This window comes from Streptomyces sp. NBC_00400 (genome assembly GCF_036048035.1).
Classification (GTDB): domain Bacteria; phylum Actinomycetota; class Actinomycetes; order Streptomycetales; family Streptomycetaceae; genus Streptomyces.
Genome location: NZ_CP107940.1, coordinates 6,494,493 through 6,511,583 on the forward strand (window position 1 = coordinate 6,494,493; position 17,091 = coordinate 6,511,583).

General features: G+C 69.9%; 16 protein-coding genes. 6 read left to right on the forward strand and 10 right to left on the reverse strand.

What is annotated here, in order from left to right; genetic code table 11:
• Positions 1-45: 45 nt before the first annotated feature.
• A complete protein-coding gene (locus OHS81_RS28385; protein WP_328387810.1) occupies positions 46-1,368 on the reverse strand; it encodes a sensor histidine kinase in 1,323 nt (440 codons plus the stop codon).
• A gap of 106 nt (positions 1,369-1,474) precedes the next feature.
• Positions 1,475-2,245 carry an IclR family transcriptional regulator gene (locus OHS81_RS28390; RefSeq protein ID WP_328387812.1) on the reverse strand — a complete coding sequence of 257 codons (771 nt, stop codon included), beginning with the start codon at positions 2,243-2,245 and terminating at the stop codon, positions 1,475-1,477.
• Between the two features lie 138 nt (positions 2,246-2,383).
• On the opposite strand from OHS81_RS28390, the gene OHS81_RS28395 reads away from it, so the two are divergent.
• The gene (locus OHS81_RS28395) at positions 2,384-3,928 is read left to right on the forward strand and encodes an aldehyde dehydrogenase (NADP(+)) (protein WP_328387814.1); all 1,545 of its coding nucleotides are present in this window, start codon (positions 2,384-2,386) and stop codon (positions 3,926-3,928) included.
• A 40-nt stretch (positions 3,929-3,968) separates the two neighbouring features.
• Here the strand turns inward: OHS81_RS28395 and OHS81_RS28400 are convergent, their stop codons facing one another.
• Entirely contained in the window at positions 3,969-4,664 is a 696-nt protein-coding gene (locus tag OHS81_RS28400) for a class I SAM-dependent methyltransferase (protein WP_328387816.1), read from the reverse strand.
• Between the two features lie 316 nt (positions 4,665-4,980).
• Between OHS81_RS28400 and OHS81_RS28405 the strand changes: the two genes are divergently transcribed.
• Positions 4,981-5,391, forward strand: a complete 411-nt coding sequence (locus OHS81_RS28405; RefSeq protein ID WP_328387818.1) for a RidA family protein — start codon at positions 4,981-4,983, stop codon at positions 5,389-5,391.
• 436 nt (positions 5,392-5,827) lie between these two features.
• Here the strand turns inward: OHS81_RS28405 and OHS81_RS28410 are convergent, their stop codons facing one another.
• From OHS81_RS28410 to OHS81_RS28420, 3 genes are all read right to left on the reverse strand, one after another.
• The gene (locus OHS81_RS28410) at positions 5,828-6,631 is read right to left on the reverse strand and encodes a hypothetical protein (RefSeq protein ID WP_328387820.1); all 804 of its coding nucleotides are present in this window, start codon (positions 6,629-6,631) and stop codon (positions 5,828-5,830) included.
• Between the two features lie 171 nt (positions 6,632-6,802).
• On the reverse strand, positions 6,803-7,258 hold the full coding sequence (locus OHS81_RS28415) for an NUDIX domain-containing protein (protein WP_328387822.1): 456 nt from the start codon (positions 7,256-7,258) through the stop codon (positions 6,803-6,805).
• A gap of 332 nt (positions 7,259-7,590) precedes the next feature.
• Complete coding sequence (locus tag OHS81_RS28420; RefSeq protein ID WP_328387824.1) at positions 7,591-7,803, reverse strand: hypothetical protein; 213 nt, start codon at positions 7,801-7,803, stop codon at positions 7,591-7,593.
• 173 nt (positions 7,804-7,976) lie between these two features.
• On the opposite strand from OHS81_RS28420, the gene OHS81_RS28425 reads away from it, so the two are divergent.
• On the forward strand, positions 7,977-9,194 hold the full coding sequence (locus tag OHS81_RS28425; protein ID WP_328387826.1) for a helix-turn-helix domain-containing protein: 1,218 nt from the start codon (positions 7,977-7,979) through the stop codon (positions 9,192-9,194).
• A 110-nt stretch (positions 9,195-9,304) separates the two neighbouring features.
• Complete coding sequence (locus tag OHS81_RS28430; protein ID WP_328387828.1) at positions 9,305-10,366, forward strand: aminotransferase class V-fold PLP-dependent enzyme; 1,062 nt, start codon at positions 9,305-9,307, stop codon at positions 10,364-10,366.
• 84 nt (positions 10,367-10,450) lie between these two features.
• On the opposite strand, the gene thpD is transcribed toward OHS81_RS28430, so the two are convergent.
• The 4 genes from thpD to ectA all read right to left on the reverse strand — a co-directional run bounded on the left by thpD (position 10,451) and on the right by ectA (position 13,884).
• On the reverse strand, positions 10,451-11,350 hold the full coding sequence (gene thpD / locus OHS81_RS28435) for an ectoine hydroxylase (RefSeq protein WP_328387830.1): 900 nt from the start codon (positions 11,348-11,350) through the stop codon (positions 10,451-10,453).
• 97 nt (positions 11,351-11,447) lie between these two features.
• A complete protein-coding gene (locus OHS81_RS28440) occupies positions 11,448-11,864 on the reverse strand; it encodes an ectoine synthase (protein WP_328387832.1) in 417 nt (138 codons plus the stop codon).
• 46 nt (positions 11,865-11,910) lie between these two features.
• Positions 11,911-13,179 (reverse strand): diaminobutyrate--2-oxoglutarate transaminase, encoded by a 1,269-nt coding sequence (ectB, locus tag OHS81_RS28445; RefSeq protein ID WP_328387834.1) that lies wholly within the window; start codon positions 13,177-13,179, stop codon positions 11,911-11,913.
• 138 nt (positions 13,180-13,317) lie between these two features.
• Positions 13,318-13,884: a diaminobutyrate acetyltransferase gene (ectA, locus tag OHS81_RS28450; RefSeq protein WP_328387836.1), complete on the reverse strand. Its 567-nt coding sequence runs from the start codon at positions 13,882-13,884 to the stop codon at positions 13,318-13,320.
• A 577-nt stretch (positions 13,885-14,461) separates the two neighbouring features.
• Here ectA and OHS81_RS28455 point away from each other — a divergent pair.
• The gene (locus tag OHS81_RS28455) at positions 14,462-15,553 is read left to right on the forward strand and encodes an amidohydrolase family protein (RefSeq protein WP_328391479.1); all 1,092 of its coding nucleotides are present in this window, start codon (positions 14,462-14,464) and stop codon (positions 15,551-15,553) included.
• 316 nt (positions 15,554-15,869) lie between these two features.
• Complete coding sequence (locus tag OHS81_RS28460; protein WP_328391481.1) at positions 15,870-16,838, forward strand: SCO1860 family LAETG-anchored protein; 969 nt, start codon at positions 15,870-15,872, stop codon at positions 16,836-16,838.
• The last annotated feature ends 253 nt before the right edge of the window (positions 16,839-17,091 follow it).

Sequence of the window (17,091 nt, forward strand, 5' to 3'; positions counted from 1 at the left end):
CTCGCCCTGCCCCCGTTCCCGGCCCGTGCTCTCGCGTCCCGCTGCTCATCGCCGCGTCGCCCTGTCGCCGGGGCGTCCCGTTGCCCCGTCGTCCCGTCGTCCCGTCGCCCCGGCCGACGGCAGCCGGGCCGTCAGCCGCCACACGCCGTCCTGGGCCCCGGCCGTCGCCTCGCCGCCCAGCAGCCGGGCCCGCTCGGCGATTCCCCGCAATCCGCGGCCCCCGAACGGACGGCCCCCGCCCGAAGGGTCCGTCGCCGCGGGGGAACCGTCCTCAGGACCGGTCACCGGATTCTCCACCCGGATCGTCAACTCCCGCTCATCACAACGCAGTTGAAGCCGTACCGGTACCGGCCCGGCATGCCGCAGCGCATTGCTGAGGCCTTCCTGCACGATCCGGTAGGCCTCCCGCGAGACCACCGGTGCCGGCCCCGCGCACCGCCCCTCGACCGTCGCCTCGACCGCCAGGCCCGCCGCCCGGGTCCGGGCGAGCAGCGCGTCCAGGCCGTCCAGGGTCGGCGCGGGCGCGGCCGGACCGGCGCCGTCCTCCTCGCGCAACAGGCCCAGTACGGTGTCCAGTTCGGCGACCGCCTCGCGGGTGGTCTCCTCGATGGCGGCCAGTGCCCCGCGGGCGAACTCCGGGTCCGCATCCAGCACCCGGCGGGCCGCACTCGCCTGGAGGGTGACCGCGCTCAGCGCATGTCCGACGGCGTCGTGCAGCTCGCGGGCCAGCCGGTTGCGGGACGCCAGATCGGCCGCCCGGCGTTCGGCGGCGGCCAGCCGGTCGGCGGGCGTCGGCCCCAGCAGCACCGGGGCGCAGCGGCCCAGCAGCGCTCCGGCACCCCAGGCGGTGCCGGTCACCAGCGCCAGCAGCGCCAGCCCCGTGAGCGGCCCCAGCGCACCGTGGAAGGCGTCCGGCCAGCCCGGCGGGGGGTGCCGCAGGGAGTCGGAGAACGGAAGCATCAACAGCAGGACGGCGGCCGGCGGGGCGGCCAGCGTCATCCCGCTGACGATCCCCCCGGCCAGCAGATGCGCCACGAACCACAGCGCCGTCCGCCGCCGGGCCGCCCAGGAGAGAGCCGGCCCCTCGGCCAGCCGCTCCGCGGGCACCGCGCACAGCGACCGTACGGCCGCCACTTCCAGCGGCCGCAGCAGCGGGAAGAGCAGCGCGGCCAGGGCGGCCAGGGGCAGCGCACCGCCGAACGCGACGAACTGCCAGCCCACTCGGCGCAGCGGGTCGGCCCCGTCCACGAGCAGCGGGATCACGACCGACGCCAGCAGATAGAACGGCATCAACAGTGCGCCGCCCAGCACCAGATGGACCCAGCGCCGGCCGGCCCGTCGCACCGGGCGGCCGGTGCGGGTGTTCATGGCGTCCAGCCTTCCGCGGGCCGTCCCCGGTGCGCCTCGGCCCCGATGACGATCCCCCTCCGCCGTACGGGGGAGGGGGACGCGTAAGAGGACCGGCACAGGGGGCTCACAGCCGCCGGGTGGCCGGCGTCAGCCGGTCGCGGGCGTCGAACAGGGTGTCCTTGATCATCTGCTCATGGGCCGGGGTCAGCCGGGCCACCGGCACCGAGCAGCTGATCGCGTCCCGGGCCGGGGTGCGGTACGGGATCGCGACGCCGAAGCAGCGCAGGCCCAGGGTGTTCTCCTCGCGGTCGACCGCATAGCCCTGCTCGCGCACCGCGTGCAGCTCCTCGATCAGCTGCTCGCGGTCGGTGAGGGTGTGCTCGGTGAGCTGCGCGAGCGCCGGCGGCAGCATCGCCCGCACCTGGTCGTCGGTGTACGTGGCGAGCAGCGCCTTGCCCAGCGAGGTGGAGTGCGCGGGCAGCCGCCGGCCGACACGGGTGAAGGGGCGCAGAGAGTGCTGCGACTGACGGGTGGCGAGGTAGACGACGTTGGTGCCGTCCAGGCGGGCGAGGTGGATGGTCTCGGTGGTGTCGTCGCAGAGCCGGTCCAGCGTCGGCCGGGCCGCGGCCACCACCTCGTCGCCGTCGATGTACGACGTGCCGACCAGCAGCGCGCGGACACCGATACCGTAGCGGGTGCCGGTGGCGTCGGTCTCGACCCAGCCCAGGTCGGCCAGGGTGCGCAGCAGCATGTAGAGGCTGGATTTCGGGTAGCCGACGGCTTCCTGGACGGAGGACAGACTGTGCATACCGGGGCGACCTGAGAAGTACTCGAGCAACTCCACCGTCCGCACCGCGGATTTGACCTGAGATCCACCGGTCTCGGCAGCTGACATCGCCCTTGACCCCCCTGTTCGGACCGCCATAGAGTCCCGGTTGTTCACCATGTGGGACAGTGTTCAGCATATCGAACGCCATCCGAGGTGCGGCAGGACTCGGAAAGACTCGGCAGGCACGCCCGGGAGGAATGCACGGTGGCAGCAGCAGCACCAGTCTGGAGTGTCGACCCCCGAACCGGGAAGCAGCGCGAACAGGTTGCGGTGGAGGCCACGGCCGACGAGGTGGACACCGTGGTCCGTGCCGCCCACGCGGCCCGGGACGCGCTCGCCGACCGTGCCGTACGCGCCGCGCTGCTGCGCCGCGCCGCCGATCTGCTCGACGACGCGGGCGAGGCGGTCATCGAGGCCGCCGACGCCGAGACCGCGCTCGGCCCCGGCCGGCTCACCGGCGAACTCGGCCGCACCACCTACCAGTTGCGGGCCTTCGCGGACCTCGTACAGGAGGGCGCGTTCCTCGACGTACGGATCGACCACGCCGACCCCGGCCTCACCCCGCCCCGGCCCGACCTGCGCCGTTACAAGATCCCGCTGGGCCCCGTCGCGGTCTACTCCGCCAGCAACTTCCCGCTCGCCTTCTCGGTGCCGGGCGGCGACACCGCCAGCGCCCTCGCGGCCGGCTGCCCCGTCGTCGTCAAGGCGCACCCGGACCACCCGGCCACCTCCGAGCTGTGCGCCGCGCTGCTGCGCCGCGCCGCCGCCGAGGCCGGCCTGCCGGAGGGCGTGCTGAGCCTGGTGCACGGCTTCCAGGCCGGTATCGACCTGGTGCGCCATCCGCTGATCACCGCGGCCGGGTTCACCGGCTCGGTGCGCGGCGGCCGCGCCCTGTACGACGCGGCCGCGGCCCGCCCGCACCCCATCCCCTTCCACGGCGAGCTGGGCAGCCTCAACCCCGTCGTGATCACCGAGGCCGCGGCCGCGGAGCGCGCCGAGCAGATCGGCGCCGGACTGGCCGGTGCGATGACGCTCGGTGTGGGCCAGTTCTGCGTCAAGCCGGGCCTGGTCCTGGCGCCCGAGGGCGAGGGTGGCGAGCGGCTGCTGACGGCGCTGACCGACGCGGTCAGCGACACCGAGGCCGGGGTGCTGCTCGACCACCGGATGCGGCAGGCGTTCCTCGACGGTGTCCGCACCCGCGCCGAGCTCCCCGACGTCGAGGTGCCGGTGACGCCGGGCGCGGGCAGCGAGCACACCGTCAGTGCCGGCTTCCTCTCCGTGCCGGCCGCCCGCCTCGCCGCGGAAGGGCCGCACGACCTCCTCCTGGAGGAGTGCTTCGGCCCGGTCACCGTCGTCGCCCGCTATGCCGACGAGGCCGAGATCGGCGCCGTACTCGCGCGGTTGCCCGGCAACCTCTCCGCGACCCTGCAGATCGGCGACGCGGAGAGCGCCGGCAGCGACGACGGGGGCCGCGGCGCCCGGCTGCTGGCCGAGGTCACCCCGCTCGCTGGCCGGGTGGTCGTCAACGGCTGGCCCACCGGAGTCGCCGTCGCCCCCGCCCAGCACCACGGCGGCCCCTACCCGGCGACGACCTCCACCTCGACCTCCGTGGGCGGCACCGCCGTCGAGCGCTGGCTGCGCCCGGTCGCCTACCAGAACACCCCGCCCGCGCTGCTGCCGCCCGAGCTGCGCGAGGACAACCCGCTCGGTCTCCCGCGCCGCGTCGACGACCGCGCCGAGGGGGCGTAGACACCGCGCTCCCGGCCCACCGATGAGGCCGCCTTCCCCCTCACCCTGATGCCGGCCCCGGCGACGGCTTCGGCCCCGCCGCGTCCGGCTCCCTCAGGGCGATGATCTGCAGCCGCTCCGCCGTCCGCCCGTCCAGCGTGTCCACCACACCGGCCCGCTCTTTCCGCACCGAGAAACCGGCCTCCCGCAGCAGCCCGCGCAGCCGCTTGGGCGGATGGTGCCGGAACACCCCGCCATCGGGCGTCTCGAAGACCCCGTACGTCCCGTAGCGCTCCGCGAACCGCGCATACCGCTCCCGGTTGAGCGCATCGCCCTGCAACGGCACATCGCTGAGGTACACCACCCCACCGGGCCGCACCAGCCGCCCCAGCTCCCCGGCGATCGCCGTCTGGTCCGCGTCCCCGGGAACGCAGGTGAGCACCGCGAACAGCAGCGCCGCGTCGAAACTGCCGTCCTCGAACGGCAGCGGGAACCCGGGACACCGCATGAGCGCCAGCTCCGGATGCTCCCGCCGGCCCCGCGCGATCAGCGCCGCCGAGACATCCACCCCGCTGACCGCCCCGTACCCGAGCCCGGCCAGCTCGGCGGTCAGCCGCCCGTAGCCGCAGCCGTAGTCCAGCACCCGCGCGCTCCGCGGCACCCAGGCGTCCAGCAGCGCCGGATCGAGCGGATGGGTGAAGGTCTTGGCGGACCCGGTCGTCTCCCAGAACCCGAGGAATCCCTGTGGCGAGGTCATGCCGGGACGCTACCCACGAAACAGCCTGCCGGCGCCCGGGGAAACCGCTGGGACGGGCCGCTGGAGCGGGACGGCCCCGGGAATACCCCGCCGTCGCCCGGCGGTGCACGCGGACACATCCCTCATGGATTCGTTGATCTCTAGGAACAGCGTTTCTCGAGGGATTCCGGAGTCAGTTGGTGATCACCGGGTCCACGAGTGTCGACCAGAATTGACGGCGTTGCCGTGGGCCCGGCGCGAAAACGGGAGGCGGGTGTCGACGGGCCGTTGGCAGGATGTCCGCGCTCAAGACTCAAGGGGAAAGGACCCGACGACCGTGGCTCGTGCCATCACTCTGATCCGCTCCGCCTCCCTGTCCGACGTCGCCGAATACGCCTACGCAGCTACGGCTCCCGCCGACTCCCGCCTGATCTTCCTCGCCGGGGCGTGTCCCCTGAACGACGACGGCTCGACGGCAGCGATCGGGGACTACGCGGGCCAGGCGCTGAAAGCCGTCGAGAACATGCGGGCTGCTCTCGCTGCCGCCGGCGCGTCACTCCAGGACGTCATCAGTACAAGGGTTCTCGTCGCATCGGCCCGGCGGGAGGACCTGGTGTCTACCTGGGAGGTAGTCCGGGACTCGTTCGCTGACCACGACGTCCCCAGCACCTTGATGGGCGTCACCGTCCTCGGCTATAAGGACCAGCTCGTCGAGATTGAGGCCGTCGCCGCCGTGCTCGACTCTTGAGGTCCATTCACACGACGCGACGGCCGAGCGTGCCCTGGACCCGAAGTGCCTGGTGGTAGCAGCGCGAATATGGGATTACCGGCCGCCTGCGAAGGCGGCCGGCAATCGAGGCAGGCAGTTCTGTGGGTCAGCTGGCCCTGACCGGGGTAGCAGGTCACCAGCTCGCCGGCGTAGTGAAGTCACTTGTCGATGGGTTTGGGAGGCGCCCGGATCCACGGATGGGTGATGTCGACGAGTTTGCGATAGAGCCACCCTCACGAGGAAAGTCAGCTCATGCGCGTCGAAATCTGGTCCGACATCGCTTGCCCGTGAACCATGGGAACGCCAGGTTCCCGCGCATGCCTGACCAGCGGCCATGACCAGGCAACGACGGAGCCCCGCCCGTGCGCCACGGGGGCAGCGCACGGACGGGGCCGATCAGGGGCCGCCTACGCGGTCAGGATGGGTTCGAAGTAGCCGGGGGAACGGAACAGGCCCATGAAGGTTCCAGGGCCGTGCCGATCGTCCAACCACGCTCCCAGCGCCCCCATATCACCGCTGATGATGGCCGTGAGAAGGATGGCGTGGAAGTCGTCTTCTTCCCCGGGGCGTACTCCTCCAGGAACACCGCGTACCGGCGATTGACGCCACGCTCGTAGCCGTTGAGCGCCGCCGCGTACCGCGTCTGCTCTGTACTTTCCAGCAGGTCCACCACGCGCCCGGTGTCCTCCTCGGTCAGCGTCCCCGTCACATCCCGGAACGCGAGTGCGCCGAGAACGTCCGAGGGTTCCGTCACGCCGAAGCGTTCGGCCGTCTGCCGGGTGATGGCGCGCGCCTCTCTGTCGCACGCGCCTTCCATAACGACCCCGAGGTTTCGCGTGTGGCGGCTTCCGCGCTTGTCAGCAGCCGAGTAGCACTGTCCGCCTGTTCGGCGGTAGTTAATCCCGTACTGAGTGCGGACGGGCGCGCCTGCCACTTCCACATACCGCCGACGCGACCCGTAGTGAAGGCAGTCATGGGCGTACGCACGCAGCAGGTCGAGAAGTGCCAACGCAGGGCATTCGGGATTCGGGTGTTCCATGGGTCCGAACATGGTGATGACGGCCGCCATTTGAAGGTGCCGGTATCCCTGGTCCGGGTGGTGGAATCCGCCGGAGGCGCCAGCGCGCGAGGATTCGCAGCCGACCAACACGCGGTCAAGCGGCAGCATCACCGTCAGCCCATATCGCGTACCGTCGTTCGGCGTTTTCGACGCCGACATGGAAAGGCGTGGTGTCGATTCCGTCGGCCGCCCACCGGCTGAGCACTTCCGAGAGGGGCCGGAACACGTGGGCGGGGTGCTTTCCCGTGAGGGGGGACACGTCAGCACGCATGGCCGCCAGCGCTGCCATTGTCTCAGCGCCGTTTACGGACTCGTTCGGGGCGAGTTCCGCTAAGTCGACGTTCCTGATTTGATGAGCTGAATGTGACTGTCTTGCATCCCATCCGGGAGCGCATCCGGGCTGAACCATTTCGCCTCCAGGATCTCGAAGCCGTCGAGCTTGAGAGTTCCACCCACGTGAAGTGCCTCGTACGCGATTTCCACGCGGAGCTTGTAGCCGCTGGTCACCTGCACCAGTCGCCCCGGCACAACTTCAAGGCCGGTTTCTTCCCGGACCTCCCGAACAATGGTCTTCGGGAATTCCTCGCTCTTGACCGCGTAGCCGGTCGGAAGTCCCCATGGCCGGTCAGCGGGCCACATCCGGTGTTTGAGAAGAAGGACTTCGCCCGCCTCGCTGCGAACGATGCCCGTTACGCCAATCATGAACTTGGCGTGAGCGAACCACAGGACGCGCCATTGCAGAGGACCGCGAATGAGCTTCCACATTCGGGCAATAATTCGCTTCATACGCACCCTTTCGACAGGGCAAGCGGGTTAGACGCTTGCGACGCTGGCACAACCTATGCCTTGGGGTGTGGGTCACGCCCGAGCTTCTACGGACCCGACAGAGGCGGGACGCAGTTCGGGCAGTCCTCGGGGTGGAAAGGCGACGGGGGATGCGTCGGGCCTGGGAGGCAGACCACCCCCGAGACCATGTCCAGCGCTCCGCCGTACCGTTCCCACCAACCAGTCGGAGAGGCCGTGTGCTCGCCATCCGGGTTTGCCTATGAGGCTGACCAGTTCCGGGGCCGGGAGCGGGCGCGTGGGGCGCTCCTGACGCCGCGCGGGCACCGTGCCCATCAGTGTGCGTCCGAGAAGTGCCGACGCAAGCGGACGTTGCAGTCACTCACACGGCTACCGTCGCCGTTCGCCTTGGCCCGGTCCCGGTCTATGGCCACCTTGTCGCAGTGGGCACAGCCGGGGGTGGGCTTGGGGTCGGGCTCCAGCGTCAACGGGAGATCGACAGGCTTCTCCTGCACGGTGTTCGTCTGCGCTGTGGTCTGGCTCGCCATGGTCGCCAACCTGCTCGTCCGATCAAGTCTGCGTCTGTTGTTGGGCGATGACCCACAAAAGCGCCATCAGTCGTCTACCGCCACAGCAGAAAGGCCGCAGTCCTGCCGCAGCCTGGCCTCACTGGCTACGCTGGCCAGGGAAGACGCACCGGCGCGAGAGGGGAAGGGCCACGATGGCCAGTCGGCGGCGGGGGCTGGCGGAGCGCCGGAAAGCATGCGGGCTCAACCAAGAGGAATTCGCGGAAGCGGTCGGCGTCGACCGCTCAACCGTCCAGCGCTGGGAGAACGGGAAAAACGACCCTCAACCTTGGCAGCGCCCGAAGATCGCAAAGGCGTTGTCGATCACATCGGTGGAACTTGACGCACTGCTGGTGCCCGACGCATACGCGCCGCCGTCACGTGATGGGTGGCTCATTACCCCGTCACCAAACAGCGACGATGAATTCGATGCGCTCGAACTAGCGCGGCGAGTATCAGCCAGTGACGTGGGCAAAGAGACGCTGAATCACCTCGAACGCACATTCGATGAACTCGCTATGAAATACCCTGCTTCCCCTCCGCGAGACCTGCTCGAACGAGTGCGCAAGCATGCCGCATACGTGGCCCACCTCATGAATGCACGCATGACTCTTGCAGAACAGCGCCGCCTTTATTTAGTCGGAGGCTGGTTTCAGCTATTGGGCGCCACACTGCATATCGACCTGCACCAGGACCACGCAGCGACAGCCCGCTTGCAGACAGCCGCCACTCTCGCACAGCACGCGGAGCACCGAGAGATTGAGGCGTGGTGTTACGAGACCGACGCCTGGCGAGTCCTTACGGAAGGTGATTACGCCCGCGCCCTGGACCTCTCACTGATTGCACAGGAATTGGCGCCGGCCGGAACTTCCGCTGCCATTCAAGCCACAGCGCAAGAGGGAAGGGTCAGAGCGCGACTCGGAGAAGGGCCGGAAACCTACGCGGCCATAGAGCGAGTCCATCGGATGTCGGCCGGGATGGTCCCACATAAGGGCACCGAGCATCATTACCAATACGATCCGGGTAAGGCCCTGGCTTACACAGCGACGACGCTTGCGTGGGTCGGTGATCCCGCAGCGGAAGACTACGCACGTCAGGTAATCGCCAGACTCGCACCCGCTGACGATGTGGAGAAATGGCCGCGTCGAGTGGCCTCGGCAAATATTGATTTGGCGCTGGCTTTGCTCGGAAGTGATCGGCTGGATGAGGCTTGCAACGCAGCGCAGCGGGCCATACTGTCCGGCCGCATTGTTCCGTCGAATCACTGGCGCGCTCTTGAAGTCGTTATGGCTGTGGAGCAGCGTCAGCTGCCGGAAGCGCCCGACCTGCGAGAGGCCTACCAGGGATTAAAGGCGCTCCCCAAGAGTGAATAAGCGGCGCGCCCGGCGCCAGAACGCCGTGCTGGACGCCTTCTACCGCGCCAACTTCGCCGATACGGCCCCGGTCATGGACGCGCCGGGGGATCACCGAGCACAGTGGGGGCATGCAGCGACGTGCGTCACTCGGCGGGGACGAGTTCGAGCCCCGGACGACCTATCTGAACTCCGCCTCCAGCGGGCTCCTTCCCGCACGCAGTGCCGCCGCCCTGCGCGCCGCCGTCGGGGAATCCGTTTCCCACGGCACCATGGGCCGCGACTACTTCGCCGCCGCCCATGCCTCCCGTGCCGCCTTCGCCCGGCTGCTGGACGTTCCCGCCGAGCGGGTCGCCGTCGGCAGCTCGGTCGCGGTGCAGTCCGCGTTCGTCGCCGCCTCGCTCCCGGCCGGTGCCGAAGTGCTCGCTCCCGAGGGCGACTTCAGCTCCCTGCTCAATCCGTTCGCCGCCCACCCCGGGATCAAGCTGCGCACCGTGCCGCTGGAGGCGCTTGCCGATGCGGTGCGCCCCGGCACCGCGCTGGTCGCCTTCAGCGCCGTGCAGTCGCTGGACGGGCGGATCGCCGACATGGCGGCGGTCCGCGAGGCGGCGCGGGCCCACGGGGCGCGCACCTACCTCGACATCACCCAGGCCGCCGGCTGGCTGCCGCTGCGTGCCGCCGACTTCGACTTCGTCGTCGCCGGGGCCTTCAAGTGGCTGCTGTGCCCGCGCGGGACGACCTTCATGGCGTTCGGAGGGGACATCGGGCGGGGCGGGGAGTGGCCCGCCGCCCTGCACGCCGGCTGGGTCGCGGGCGAGGACATCGGTACATCCACCTACGGCCCGATCCGGCCGGCGGCCGACGCCCGGCGCTTCGACGAACCGCACGCCTACCTCTCCTATGTGGGCGCCGAGCAGTCCCTCGGCCTCCTCGGCGAGCTGGGTGTGGCGGCCGTCCACGCCCACAACACCGCGCTCGCCGACCACTATCGCGCGGGCCTGGCCGACCGCGGTCTGACGCCCTGCCCCGCGCCCGGCTCGGCGATCGTCTCCACCCCCGGGATCGCGGACGCGGAGCAGCGGCTGACCGAGGCGGGAGTGCGGGTCTCGGTGCGCGGCGGGCTGCTCCGTGCGGCCTTCCACCTCTACAACTCGACGGACGACGTGGACCGGTTGCTGGCCCTGCTGGGGTAGCCCGGACCGGCCCCCGCTCACACCAGCGCGGCCGCCGCACAGACCCTGCTGTGCGGCAGCCGCGCCACCCGTACTCCGCCGTGACTACCTCACCGGCGTGAAGTCCCGGGCTCCGATGTACTCGGGGCGCCGGACCGGCGCCGCGAACGGCTCCACCGCTTCGTTGTCCACGCTGTTGAAGACGATGAAGACATTGCTGCGCGGGTACGGCGTGATGTTGTCACCCGAGCCGTGCATGGCATTGCAGTCGAACCAGGTCGCCGAGCCGGCCTTGCCGGTGAAGAGACGGATGCCGTGCTTGTCCGCCATCTTCGTCAGCACCTCGTCCGACGGGATGCCCGCGTCCTGCATCTGCAGGGACCGCTTGTAGTTGTCCTTCGGCGTCTCGCCCTCACAGCCCACGAAGTGCTGGTGCGAGCCGGGCATGATCATCAAGCCGCCGTTGGTGTCGTAGTTCTCCGTCAGGGCGATCGAGACCGACACGGTGCGCATATTCGGCAGACCGTCCTCGGCGTGCCAGGTCTCGAAGTCCGAGTGCCAGTAGAAGCCGGAGGCACCGAAGCCCGGCTTCACATTGATCCGCGACTGGTGGACGTAGACGTCCGAGCCGAGGATCTGACGGGCACGGCCGACCACACGCGGGTCGGAGACCAGGTTGGCGAACACCTCGCTGATCTTGTGCACCTCGAACACGGTCCGCACGTCCTGGGACTTCGGCTCGACGATGGAGCGCGGGTCGGCGCGCATCGTCGGGTCGAGGACGAGACGGTCCAGTTCGGCGCGGTACACCGCGACTTCTTCCGCCGTGAGCAGTTCCCCGATGGCGAAAAAGCCGTCACGTTCGAAGTCGCTCAGCTCGGACGGCGCGAACGGGCCGGCCGCTCCGGGCTGCGACCACACCACCGGGTCCTTCCGCGGGGTGATGACCTCAGCGGTCCCACGGGTCGGGTACAGGTCGGCGGTGCGCTCGGGTGCGGTGGTCATGGTGTTGCCTTCCTCTCCTCTCGTACGGGCTCTGGCTTCCTTGCGTGTGGGCGTGCCTTCCTCATCTGCCGGACGGGGCAGGCGGGTGCCGATCGCCTCAGACCGTCTCGGACTCCGGCTCGGGCTCGGTGAGCAGCGGGTAGACCCCGTTCTCGTCGTGGTCCTCGCGGCCGGTGACCGGCGGGTTGAAGACACAGACACAGCGGAAGTCCTTCTTGATCCGCATGGTGTGCTTCTCGTGCCCGTCGAGCAGGTACATCGTGCCCGGCGTGATGAGGTGCTTCTCGCCGGTTTCGTCGTTCGTGAGCTCGGCCTCGCCCTCCACGCAGAGTACGGCTTCGATGTGGTTCGCGTACCACATCGAGGTCTCCGTACCGGCGTACAGGGTGGTCTCGTGCAGCGAGAAGCCGACGCGCTCCTTGGCGAGCACGATGCGCTTGCTCTCCCAGGTGCCCGACTTGGCCTTGACGTGGCGGTCGGTGCCTTCGATGTCCTTGAAGGATCGGACGATCACGGTGACTCGGTGCCTTTCTGTGGAACGGTAAGGGGCTCTGGAGTGGTCAGAGGCAGTCGCGGACCGCGCGGGCGAGGATCCGAAGGCCCTCGTCCAGCTCCTCGGGGGTGGTCGTCAGTGCGGGCAGCAGCTTGACGACCTCGCTCTCCGGGCCGGAGGTCTCGATCAGCAGACCCAGCTCGAAGGCGCGCTTGGCAATCTTGTCGGCGACGGGCTTGTCGTTGAGCTCCATGCCCCACACCAGACCGCGGCCGCGGTACTCGGCGATGGCGTCCGGGTGCTCCTCGGCGATGGCCTTGAGGTGTGCTTCGACGATCTCACCGCGGGCGAGAGTCTGCTTCTCCATCTGGCCGTCGGCCCAGTAGGTGTCCAGCGTCGCGGCGGCGGTGACGAACGCCGGGTTGTTGCCGCGGAAGGTGCCGTTGTGCTCGCCCGGCTCCCAGATGTCCAGCTCAGGCTTGAACAGGGTGAGCGCGAGCGGCAGGCCGTAGCCGCTGATGGACTTCGAGACGGTGACGATGTCCGGCACGATGCCCGCCTCCTCGAAGGAGAAGAAGGCACCCGTACGGCCGCAGCCCATCTGGATGTCGTCGACGATGAGCAGCATGTCCCAGCGCTCGCACAGGTCGGCGAGGGCACGCAGCCACTCGGGACGGGCGACGTTGATGCCGCCCTCGCCCTGGACCGTCTCGACGATCACGGCGGCGGGGGTGTTCAGGCCGGAGCCCTGGTCCTCCAGCAGCCGCTCGAACCACAGGAAGTCCGGGTAGGTGCCGTCGAGGTAGTTGTCGAACGGCATCGGGGTGCCGTGCACCAGCGGGATACCGGCACCGGCCCGCTTCATGGAGTTACCGGTGACGGCGAGCGCGCCCAGCGACATGCCGTGGAAGGCGTTGGTGAAGGACACGATCGACTCGCGGCCCTTGACCTTACGGGCCAGTTTGAGCGCGGCCTCGACGGAGTTGGCGCCCGTCGGGCCCGGGAACATGACCTTGTAGGGCAGGTCACGGGGCCGCAGGATGATGTTCTGGAACGACTCCAGGAACGCCCGCTTGGCCGTGGTGGACATGTCCAGGCCGTGGGTGACGCCGTCCCGCTCGATGTAGTCGATCAGAGCGCGTTTGAGCACGGGGTTGTTGTGGCCGTAGTTGAGCGAGCCGGCCCCGGCGAAGAAGTCGAGGTAGGTGTGGCCGTCCTCGTCGGTCATGCGGCTGCCCTGCGCGCGGTCGAAGACGGTGGGCCAGCTACGGCAGTAGCTGCGGACCTCCGACTCCACGGTCTCGAAGACGCTCAGATCGGGCTGGGTGATGGTCACAACATGCTCCTGGGAGATGAGTGGCGAAAAGGATCAGGAAGTCTGTGGGGCTGGGCGGTGCCGGCGGTGTCGCGTGGGTGTGGTGCCGGGTCCCGCATGGCCGCTGCGGCGCGGTGGCCGCGCGGTCCTTGGGTGGCGTCAGTGCTCCGGGCGGGCCGGTGGACGGAACGGGCCGATGAGGTGCAGCACCTCCGGCTCGTGGCCCTGCTCGGGGAACAGCCCCGCGTCGAAGAGCACCTCGCGCTTGATCGGCACTGAGTGCCGCTCGGCGAAGGACGCGAACAACCGGTTGGATGCGGCGTTGTCGGGGGTGATCGTGGTCTCGACGAAGCGCATGCCCAGCTCGTCCCTGGCACGGGCGCCGAGCCCGTCCAGGAGTGCGGCCGCCAGCCCCTGGCCACGGTGCGCGTCGTCGACGGCTACCTGCCAGACGACGAGGGTCTCCGGGCGCTCGGGGCGGATGTATCCGGTGACGAAAGCGGCCGGCTCGCCCTCCGTGTCGCGGGCGACGACAGAGGTGGCGGCGAAGTCGCGACACCACAGGAGGTAGCTGTACGAGGAGTTGAGGTCCAGCGTCTTCGAGTCGCGGGCGATACGCCAGATCGCGGCTCCGTCCTCCACGCGTGGGGTGTCGAGCTTGAAGCCCTCCGGCAATTCTCTGATATCGCTTCGGGCACCTGCATGGTCTGCTTGTGCGGCGGTCATAGAAATTAAATTTACCCAGGGAAAAAGGAAATTGCATCGTGGGCAGGGGTTACAGAAGCGCCGAAGATGTGTTATCGCGCGGGGGCGCCCGTACGCGCGGTCCCACCGCGAGATGTCCCGATTTGACGGGGATGTTCGGGGCGAAACGGACACGTTGTGTAGTCGGTCACAGCTCCGTAACACCGATGAGATCCGTCCGAATTGCGGAACTTGCCACTAGCGAAATCTTGGCGTTTGGGGTGCGGAAAAGCGGGCAGAAGAATACGGGAAGCTGTACGCACGAGTAATTGGGAATTCGCCCCCCGAAGGCTGGGCGTAAGGCCCATCGAAACCTGCTCGGCACATCGATGGCAAGACCCGTAAGAACATGCGCGAGACGATGTCCGCAAGCGCGCGGAGAACGTCGGCGGAAGCGTGCGCAGAACGTGCGGAAGATGTACGGAGAGCGACCGGGGTGAAAAGCGCGGCACGCGCTGTGGCAATCCCGGGAAACGGCGGGGGAATGCCGCCTTGCGGCCGGTGTGGCCGTACGGGTCACAGCGGCGGTGACGCCGCCTACAGTGCCCCTATGACGTCCATGAGTGAAGGTGCGGTGCTGCACCTCAAGGGGAGGGTCCTCGTCGGGCCGGACGAGGTGCGCGACGAGCTGTGGGTGGTTGGCGGCCGGGTCACCTTCGACCGGCCGGTGATGGCACGGGATGCCATCACCGTGACGGGCTGGGCGCTGCCCGGCCTGGTCGACGCCCACTGTCATGTGGGCCTGGACGCGCACGGCCCGGTGGACGACGCCACCAGCGAGAAGCAGGCGCTCACCGACCGTGACGCCGGCGCGCTGCTGATCCGTGACGCCGGCTCCCCGTCCGACACCCGCTGGGTCGACGACCGCGAGGACCTGCCGCGGATCATCCGGGCCGGCCGCCACATCGCGCGCACCAAGCGCTACACCCGCAACTACGCGCACGAGATCGAGCCCGAGGACCTGGTCGCCTATGTCGCCCAGGAGGCCCGCCGCGGCGACGGCTGGGTCAAGCTCGTCGGCGACTGGATCGACCGCTCCACGGGCGATCTGGGGGCCTGCTGGCCCCAGGGGGCGGTCGAGGCGGCCATCGCCGAGGCCCACCGGCTGGGCGCCCGGGTGACGGCCCACTGCTTCGCCGAGGAATCCCTGGCCCCGCTGGTCGAGGCCGGCATCGACTGCATCGAACACGCCACCGGACTCACCGAGGACACCATCCCGCTGTTCGCGGAGCGTGGTGTCGCCATCGTTCCCACGCTCGTCAACATCGCCACCTTCCCGCGGCTCGCGGCCGGCGGCGAGGGGAAGTTCCCGCGCTGGGCGGACCACATGCGGCGCCTGCACGCGCGCCGCTACGACACCGTACGGGCGGCCTACGACGCCGGTGTGCCCGTGTTCGCCGGCACGGACGCCGGCGGCGCGCTCGCCCACGGGCTGGTCGCCGACGAGGTCGCCGAGCTCACCAAGGCCGGTCTGTCCGCCGTGGCGGCCCTCTCCGCCACCACCTGGGGGGCCAGGGACTGGCTGGGCCGCCCCGGCCTCACCGAGGGCGCTCCGGCGGATCTGGTGGTCTACGGCAGCGATCCGCGCGAGGACGTCCGGGTGCTGGCCGCGCCGCGGCGGGTGGTGCTGCGCGGGCAGGTCGTGGGGTAGCCGCCCGGCAGCGGGTGGCGCCGGGGTCCCGAGCGGGTGTCCCGGCGTCATCCGGCCCGGTCAACCCGGGTCACCCGGGCGGTGGGGCCGCTGGGGCGAGTGTGGTGCCCCGTGCCGCAAGAATCGAATAAATACGCGGAAACCACCCATTGGGATGAACTGACGCCACGTGGCTCCCCGTTCACCCTCCGTGCGGACACGATGTGCGGGTCGAGGTCGTCGGCCCGCGTGATGTCCCCCATGGCGCGGCCGGCGGCTCCATTTCTCCTGTGAGGGTTCCACACACGTGTCCACCAGTCCCGCCCGCTCCTTCGGCATGCCCCGACGCCTCGCCGCGACCTTCGTCGCCACCGCGCTCACGGCCGGTCCCGCCCTCCTGCTGGGCGCCGTGCCCGCGCATGCCACCGGAGACCACGGCCCGGCCCGCGGCACCGCCGACGCGGTCGTGCTGCGCACCGGCCTGAACGTCGGGCTGCTCCACAAGACGCTCGACGTCCCGCTGAACGCCGTCCTCAACGAGGTGCACGCCCCGGCCTCGGCCTCCAGGACCGCCCTCACCGTTCGCCTCGACGGCATCGACCACGGCAAGCCGTTCAGCGTGCTGCGCGCCGATGCCGCCACCGCACGGGCCACCGCCGACCGCCACAAGGCCGAGGGCTACGCCCACCTCGTGAAGGCGAAGGTGCAGGTGCCCGGTCTGGCGCTGCGGTCCCTGGTCGAGGTCCGGCAGGTCACCGCCAAGGCGGTGTGCGAGGCGGGCGAGCGGCCCCGGGCCGAGGCGAACGTGCTGGGTGACGTCCTCGTCCTGGGCAAGCGGGTCGGGCTCACGGCGGGCGGGACGACACACGTCGAGGTGCCGGGCGTGGGCGAGGTGCGGCTCGACCTGTCCCGCAAGAACGTCCTGTCCAAGAGCGCCGCGGCCACCGCGCTCGACCTCAAGGTCTCCCTCAACCCGTTGAAGCTCGGCGTTGCCGAGGTGCGCGGCGGGGTCACGCTGGCCCGGGCCACCTGCACCGCGCCGGGCGTCAAGGCGCCCGAGCACAACGGCTCCGGCGGCACTGGCGGCGGTACCGAGCCGGACGGTGGCAGCAAGCCGGCCGAGGGCAAGGGCACCGAGGTGCAGCAGACCGGCTCGCGGCCCGGCACCCAGAACCTCGCGGAGACCGGCGGCAGTTCGGCCACCCCGTATCTCGCCGGGGGCGCGGCCCTGCTGGTCGCCGCGGGCGCCGGGGCGGTCGGCTATGCCCGACGGCGCCGCAACGCCGCGCAGGGCGGCCGCGGCTGACGGACCCCGTACACCGCGCCGGTGCTGTGGGGGCGTCGCGCGCGGAGTACGGCCCGAGGTGCGCCGTACCGGGCCGGAGACGGCCGGGTGCGGCGCACCTCACTTGTGCCGGGTACCGCCGCGGCTCTTGTCTCATCTCCCACGGCTTCGGCCCAATTACCACCACCCCTGAGGAACCAGATCACCCATCCCTCACTGGCAAAGAAATTGACGCTTTGTCAGCTCCCATGCCCCGGTTACCATGATCAGTTGC